General features: G+C 74.0%; 6 protein-coding genes. 1 reads left to right on the top strand and 5 read right to left on the bottom strand.

All coding sequences use genetic code 11. The features are described 5' to 3' along the window. Positions 1-298 precede the first annotated feature (298 nt). From rocD to E1265_RS32935, 4 genes are all read right to left on the bottom strand, one after another. On the bottom strand, positions 299-1,528 hold the full coding sequence (rocD, locus tag E1265_RS32950; RefSeq protein ID WP_132934631.1) for an ornithine--oxo-acid transaminase: 1,230 nt from the start codon (positions 1,526-1,528) through the stop codon (positions 299-301). Continuing rightward, on the bottom strand, positions 1,525-2,343 hold the full coding sequence (gene ddaH / locus E1265_RS32945; protein WP_243741283.1) for a dimethylargininase: 819 nt from the start codon (positions 2,341-2,343) through the stop codon (positions 1,525-1,527). Before ddaH ends, rocD begins: the two co-directional genes overlap by 4 nt. A gap of 119 nt (positions 2,344-2,462) precedes the next feature. After that, positions 2,463-2,954 carry an Lrp/AsnC family transcriptional regulator gene (locus E1265_RS32940; protein ID WP_132934630.1) on the bottom strand — a complete coding sequence of 164 codons (492 nt, stop codon included), beginning with the start codon at positions 2,952-2,954 and terminating at the stop codon, positions 2,463-2,465. Next, a complete protein-coding gene (locus E1265_RS32935; RefSeq protein WP_132934629.1) occupies positions 2,951-3,922 on the bottom strand; it encodes a YihY/virulence factor BrkB family protein in 972 nt (323 codons plus the stop codon). The genes E1265_RS32940 and E1265_RS32935 overlap by 4 nt, the downstream gene beginning before the upstream one ends. A 184-nt stretch (positions 3,923-4,106) precedes the next feature. Here E1265_RS32935 and E1265_RS32930 point away from each other — a divergent pair, with 184 nt between their 5' ends. Continuing rightward, positions 4,107-4,388 carry a DUF1876 domain-containing protein gene (locus E1265_RS32930; RefSeq protein WP_207931303.1) on the top strand — a complete coding sequence of 94 codons (282 nt, stop codon included), beginning with the start codon at positions 4,107-4,109 and terminating at the stop codon, positions 4,386-4,388. A gap of 15 nt (positions 4,389-4,403) precedes the next feature. Here the strand turns inward: E1265_RS32930 and E1265_RS32925 are convergent, their stop codons facing one another. Continuing rightward, a complete protein-coding gene (locus E1265_RS32925; protein WP_132934628.1) occupies positions 4,404-5,267 on the bottom strand; it encodes a PhzF family phenazine biosynthesis isomerase in 864 nt (287 codons plus the stop codon). Between the last annotated feature and the right edge of the window lie 150 nt (positions 5,268-5,417).

Genomic DNA, 5,417 nt, shown 5'->3' with positions numbered 1-5,417 from the left:
GCCACCCACCCGCCCTTTCCGCGCTGCGCGCGTTGCGGCTGGCGGCCGCGCCGCGGTGCCCCGGCGCTTCGCGCCAGCGGCATGGCTGCGTCAGCCCGGGTGGCGCTTCCCGGGGCCCGCCCGCGCGCCCTTTCCGCGCTGAGCGCGTCGGGACTGGCTGCCACGCAGCCGCCGGCCACGGCAGGCGCGTGCCATCGCCGAAGGCGCGGCCGGCCGCGGGCCGGCGGCTCGCCGCGCGAGGCCATCCGCTGGGGGGCGGGTGGGGTGGGCGCGGGTCCGCACCGTGCGCGGTGGCGCGCTACGCGCGGCTCAGGACCTTGGCCAACGTCTCGACCGCCCCGGTGAGTTCGTCCTCCGTGATGGTCAGTGGTGGGGCCAGGCGGATCGTGGAGCCGTGCGTGTCCTTGACCAGGACGCCCTCGTGGAGGAGCCGTTCGCCGATGTCCCGGCCCGTGCCGATGGCCGGGTCGATGTCGACGCCGGCCCACAGGCCGCGGCAGCGGTAGGCGACGACGCCCTCGTCGACCAGCGCGGAGAGGCCGGCGTCCAGGACCCGGCCGAGCTCGGCGGCGCGCCGCTGGTAGGTGCCGGTGCGCAGCAGGTCGAGCACGGCCGAACCGACCGCGGCGGCCAGCGGGTTGCCGCCGAAGGTGGAGCCGTGGCTGCCCGGGGTCAGGACGCCGAGCACGTCCCGCCGGCCGACCACCGCCGAGACCGGGACGATGCCGCCGCCCAGCGCCTTGCCGAGCAGCAGCAGGTCGGGCAGCACGCCCTCGTGCTCGACGGCCAACGTGGTGCCGGTGCGTCCCAGCCCGGACTGGATCTCGTCGGCGATCCACAAGACGCCCGCGCGGCTGGTCAGTTCGCGGACGCCGGCGAGGTAGCCGTCGTCCGGGATCACCACGCCGGCCTCGCCCTGGATGGGCTCGATCAGCACGGCGGCCGTGGTCTCGTCGATCGCGGCGGCCAGCGCCGGCAGGTCGTTGTAGGGGACGGTGCGGAAGCCGGAGGTGAACGGGCCGAAGCCGTCCCTGGCCTCCGGGTCGTCGGAGAAGCCGACGATGGTAGTGGTGCGGCCGTGGAAGTTGCCCTCCGCGACCACCACGGTGGCCCGGTCGGGGGCCACGCCCCGCACCCGGTAGGCCCAGCGGCGGGCCACCTTGAGGGCGGACTCCACCGCCTCGGCGCCGGTGTTCATCGGCAGGGTCATGTCCAGCCCGGTGAGCTCGGCCAGGCCCTCCGCGAAGGCGGCGAGCCGATCGTTGTGGAAGGCGCGTGAGGTGAGGGTGAGGCGGTCGAGCTGGCGGTGGGCGGCCTCGACCAGCGCCGGGTGGCGGTGGCCGAAGTTGAGGGCCGAGTAGCCGGCCAGCATGTCGAGGTAGCGGCGGCCCTCGACATCCTCGACCCAGGCGCCCTCGGCGCGGGCCACGACGACGGGCAGCGGGTGGTAGTTGTGGGCGAGCCTGGACTCCTCGGCGCGGATCAGCTCCGCCGAGGAGCGTGGGGCGTGGGACGCGTGAGAGGTCATGACCGCAGCTCCTGGGTGCAGCACTTGATGCCCCCGCCGGCCTTGTGGATCTCCGACAGGTCGACGGGGACGGGGACGTAGCCGCGCTCGGCGAGCCGGCCGATGAGGCCGGTGGCCTGGGGCGCGACGAAGACGTGACGGCCGTCCGAGACCGAGTTGAGGCCGAAGGCCAGCGCGTCCTCGCGGGTGGCGAGCAGCGCGTCGGGGAAGAGCCCGGCCAGCGTGGCCCGGCCCTCGGCGGAGAAGGCGCCGGGGTAGTACGCGATGGTGCCGGCGGGCCCGTCGTCCAACGCGAACAGCGCGGTGTCGAGGTGGTAGAAGCGCGGGTCGACCAGTGGCAGCGTGACCACCGGGAGGCCGAAGTGCTCCCGCACCTCGTCGTGGGCGGCCCGGCTGGTACGGAAGCCGGTGCCGGCCAGCACCAGGCCGCGGACCGGGACCAGGTCGCCCTCGCCCTCGCAGACCTCGACGGGCTGGCGGACGTGGTAGCCGGCGTTCTTGTACCAGGCCTCGTAGACGGCGGACTCCGGCTGCCGCTGGACGGCGCGGAACCTGGCGCCCAGCACCCGACCGGCCACCACCAGCGCCGAGTTGGCGGCGAACACCATGTCCGGCAGCCCGGGCACCGGCGCGATGGTCTCCACCGTGTGGCCGTGCGCGCGGTACGCGTCGACGAGCGCGGTCCACTGGGCCTGGGCGCGGACCCGGTCGACGGTGCCCGCCGGGTTCATCCAGGGGTTGATGGCGTAGGCCACGTCGAAGTGACGCGGCTCGCACATCAGGTAGCGCCGCGGGCGGGCGAGCTTGCCTGGCACTGGCGACTCTCCTCTCGGTTCTTCCCTTTGACGGTAGAAACGGGAGGATGTGGGCGACAAGAAACGGTACTTGCGTGTGTATGCAAGACCATTGCGTCGTCATGCCGGCTGGCGGCGATTCATTGCGCGGGGGGAGGGCTCGGGCTGGCTCCGGCCTCGGGGGAGTTGGCGATCAGGTGGGAGAGGACGATCTGGCTGATCGTCTTGCGGATGAACGGCTCGGCCCTGATCCGCTCCAGCACCCGCTCGAAGTGCTCGATGTCGGTGGCCCTGATGTGCAGCAACGCGTCGGCGCCGCCGGTGACGGTCATCGCCGCGATGATCTCCGGGTAGTCGCGCACCACCTCGGCCAGCCGGCGCGGCGGGGCCGCGCTGTCGCAGTAGACCTCGACGTACGCCTCGGTGCGCCAGCCGAGCGCGCCGGGCAGCACGGTCGCGGTGAAGCCGGTGATCACGCCGGCCTCCCGCATCCGGTCGACGCGGCGCTTGACGGCCGGCGCCGACAGGCCGATGGCCGCGCCGATCTCGGCGAAGCTGGTCCGCGCGTTGGCGATCAGGGCCGCGACGATCTTCCGGTCGAGGTCGTCGAGCGCCACCGGGGGTCGGGTCACGGCCGGGACTCCTTCCGCTGCGGGCCGGCCGGCGCCGTCGCCCTGCCGACCGCCGGCGGGTACGCCGGCAGCGGCGGGACGGCCGGTCGTGGCGGAGCCATCGGCGGGGTGAGCCGGGCCAGCTCCGCGTTGAACTGGGCCCCGGCGAGGAGGCTCAGATTGGACACCCACAGCCACACCAGGAAGACGATGATCCCGGCCAGCGAGCCGTAGAGCCGGTCGTAGGTGCCCACCCCCGAGGCGTACAGTGCGAACGCCGCCGAGGTCACCAGCCACAGCAGCACCGCGAGCGCCCCGCCGGGCACGCCCCTGGCCGGCACCCGCGCGCCCGCGGGACCGGTGCGGAAGAGCACCAGGACCAGGCCCGTCACCAGCACCCCGAGCAGCGGCCACTTCAGCAGCTCCCACGCCGTGCTACCGGCCTCGCCCGGGCCGAGCAGCCGCCCGATCACGCGCACCGCGCCGCCGGTGAGCACCAGCACCGTGGCGCTGCCGACCAGCAGCGCCAGCAGCCCGAGGGCGGACAGCATGGTGCGCGGGATGGTCCGCCACGGTGGGCGATGGTCGGTCACGCCGTGCATCGCGTGCTGCACCCGCCGGAAGATCGCCAGGTAGTTGTACGCGGACACCAGCGCGCTGATCGCGCCCACCACCGTCACCACCCAGGCCGCCGAGCGCTCGTTCGACAGGTCATGCAGCGCGTTGACCACGTCCGGCCGGGAGCCGGCCGGCACCAGCGCGCTGAACTGCCACAGCAGCTCCTGCGCCACCCGGGGGTCGACGATGCCGATGACGGAGAGGGCCACGAAGAGGGTGGGGAAGACGGCGAGCACCGAGTAGTAGGTGAGCGCCGCCGCCCAGTGGTCGATGTCGTCCCGCCACATCGACACCGGGGTGCGACGCAGGGCCACCGCCCACCGCGCGGGCGCCTCGCCGCCGCTCGCTCCTGCTGTCGTTCGCTCTGGCATCGGTCCACCTGGTCTGTCGCACGGCCCGGCTTCCGCCCTCCCCTAGCTTGCCAGCCCGACGGGTGAGGCCCGGCACGGGCCCCGACCAGGGGATGTGCAGTGGCGGCGAGCGAGAGCGACCATGGGAGGAGGGCGAAGGCCCGAGCACTCCTCAGACGTTCCCGATGTACCAGGGAGGCCGATCATGGCACACGAGGAGACCTGGAACGTGCGCCTGTCCATCGACTCGAGCGAGGACGGCGGCCGGATGACGCGTGCCGAGGCGCGTCTTGAGGACCGGCCGGACACCGTGCTGGTCACCGAGGGCGTGGCCCGCGCGCACCCCGCCGACGAGAACGTGCCCGACATCGGGCGCGAGCTGGCCGCGGCGCGGGCGCTCTCCGAGCTGTCGCACCAGTTGCTGCACACCACCGTGCAGGACATCGAGGCGCATACCCACGAGCGGGTGACGCGGCTGCGCGTGTGATCCCCCTACGGGGCGCTACGGCGTCCCGTAGGGGATGCGGACCGCCGCGCCCGTGACGTGGACGCGGGGGTCGCCGGCGCGCAGCTCGACGGTCAGCAGGGACGGCCGCCCGAGGTCGTGGCCCTGGTGCAGGGTGAGGGTGGTGGTCGGCGGGACGAGGCCGAGCTCACGCAGGTAGCCGCCGAGCGCGGCGGCCGCGGCGCCGGTCGCCGGGTCCTCGACGACCCCGCCGACCGGAAACGGGTCGCGCACGTGGAACACGGTGGGTGACTCCCGCCACACGAGCTGCAGCGTCGTGAGGTCGAGCCGCAGCATCAGGTCCCTGAGCCGGTCGAAGTCGTAGTCGAGGGCGGCCAGACGCTTGCGACCGGCCGCCGCGAGCACCAGGTGCCGGGCGCCGGCGAACGCGATCAGCGGCGGTAGCGCCGGGTCGAGGTCGCCGGCCGACCAGTCGAGCGCGGCCAGTGCCTCGGCCAGGTCGGCCACGGCGACCGGCTCCTGGTGCGGCTCGACGCTGGAGAGCGTCGCCACCGGTCCGCCGTCGTCGGCCTGCCGCACCACCACCGGCACCTCGCCGACCGGCGTCAGGAACGTCAGTTCGCCGGGTCCCACGTGCTCGGCGAGCGCCACCGAGGCGGCCACGGTGGCGTGCCCGCAGAACGGCACCTCGGCCAGCGGGCTGAAGTAGCGCACCTCGTAACGGCCGGCCCGCCCCGACGGGGTGAGGAAGGCGGTCTCCGAGTAGCCCACGGCGGCGGCGATGTCCTGCATGGCCGCGTCGTGCAGGCCGGTGGCGTCAAGTACCACGCCCGCCGGGTTGCCGCCCTCGGGTTCTGTGGTGAAGGCGGCGTAGCGCAGCACCTCGGCGTGTTCGGTCATGCTGCGTTCAACTCGCCGCCCGCCGTCGCTATTCCGGGGCCGGCGGATTGTCATGGAGACGCCATGTGTGCGACGGGCGCGGGTAGGCCGGCGGACGGCCGGCCTCGCTGCACTCGACGGTATGACGCAACCGTCCTCTCCCACCCTCCC

The sequence above is a fragment of the Streptomyces sp. 8K308 genome, assembly GCF_004348315.1.
Taxonomy (GTDB): Bacteria; Actinomycetota; Actinomycetes; order Streptomycetales; family Streptomycetaceae; genus Streptomyces.
This window is presented reverse-complemented; position numbering and strand designations above follow the sequence as displayed.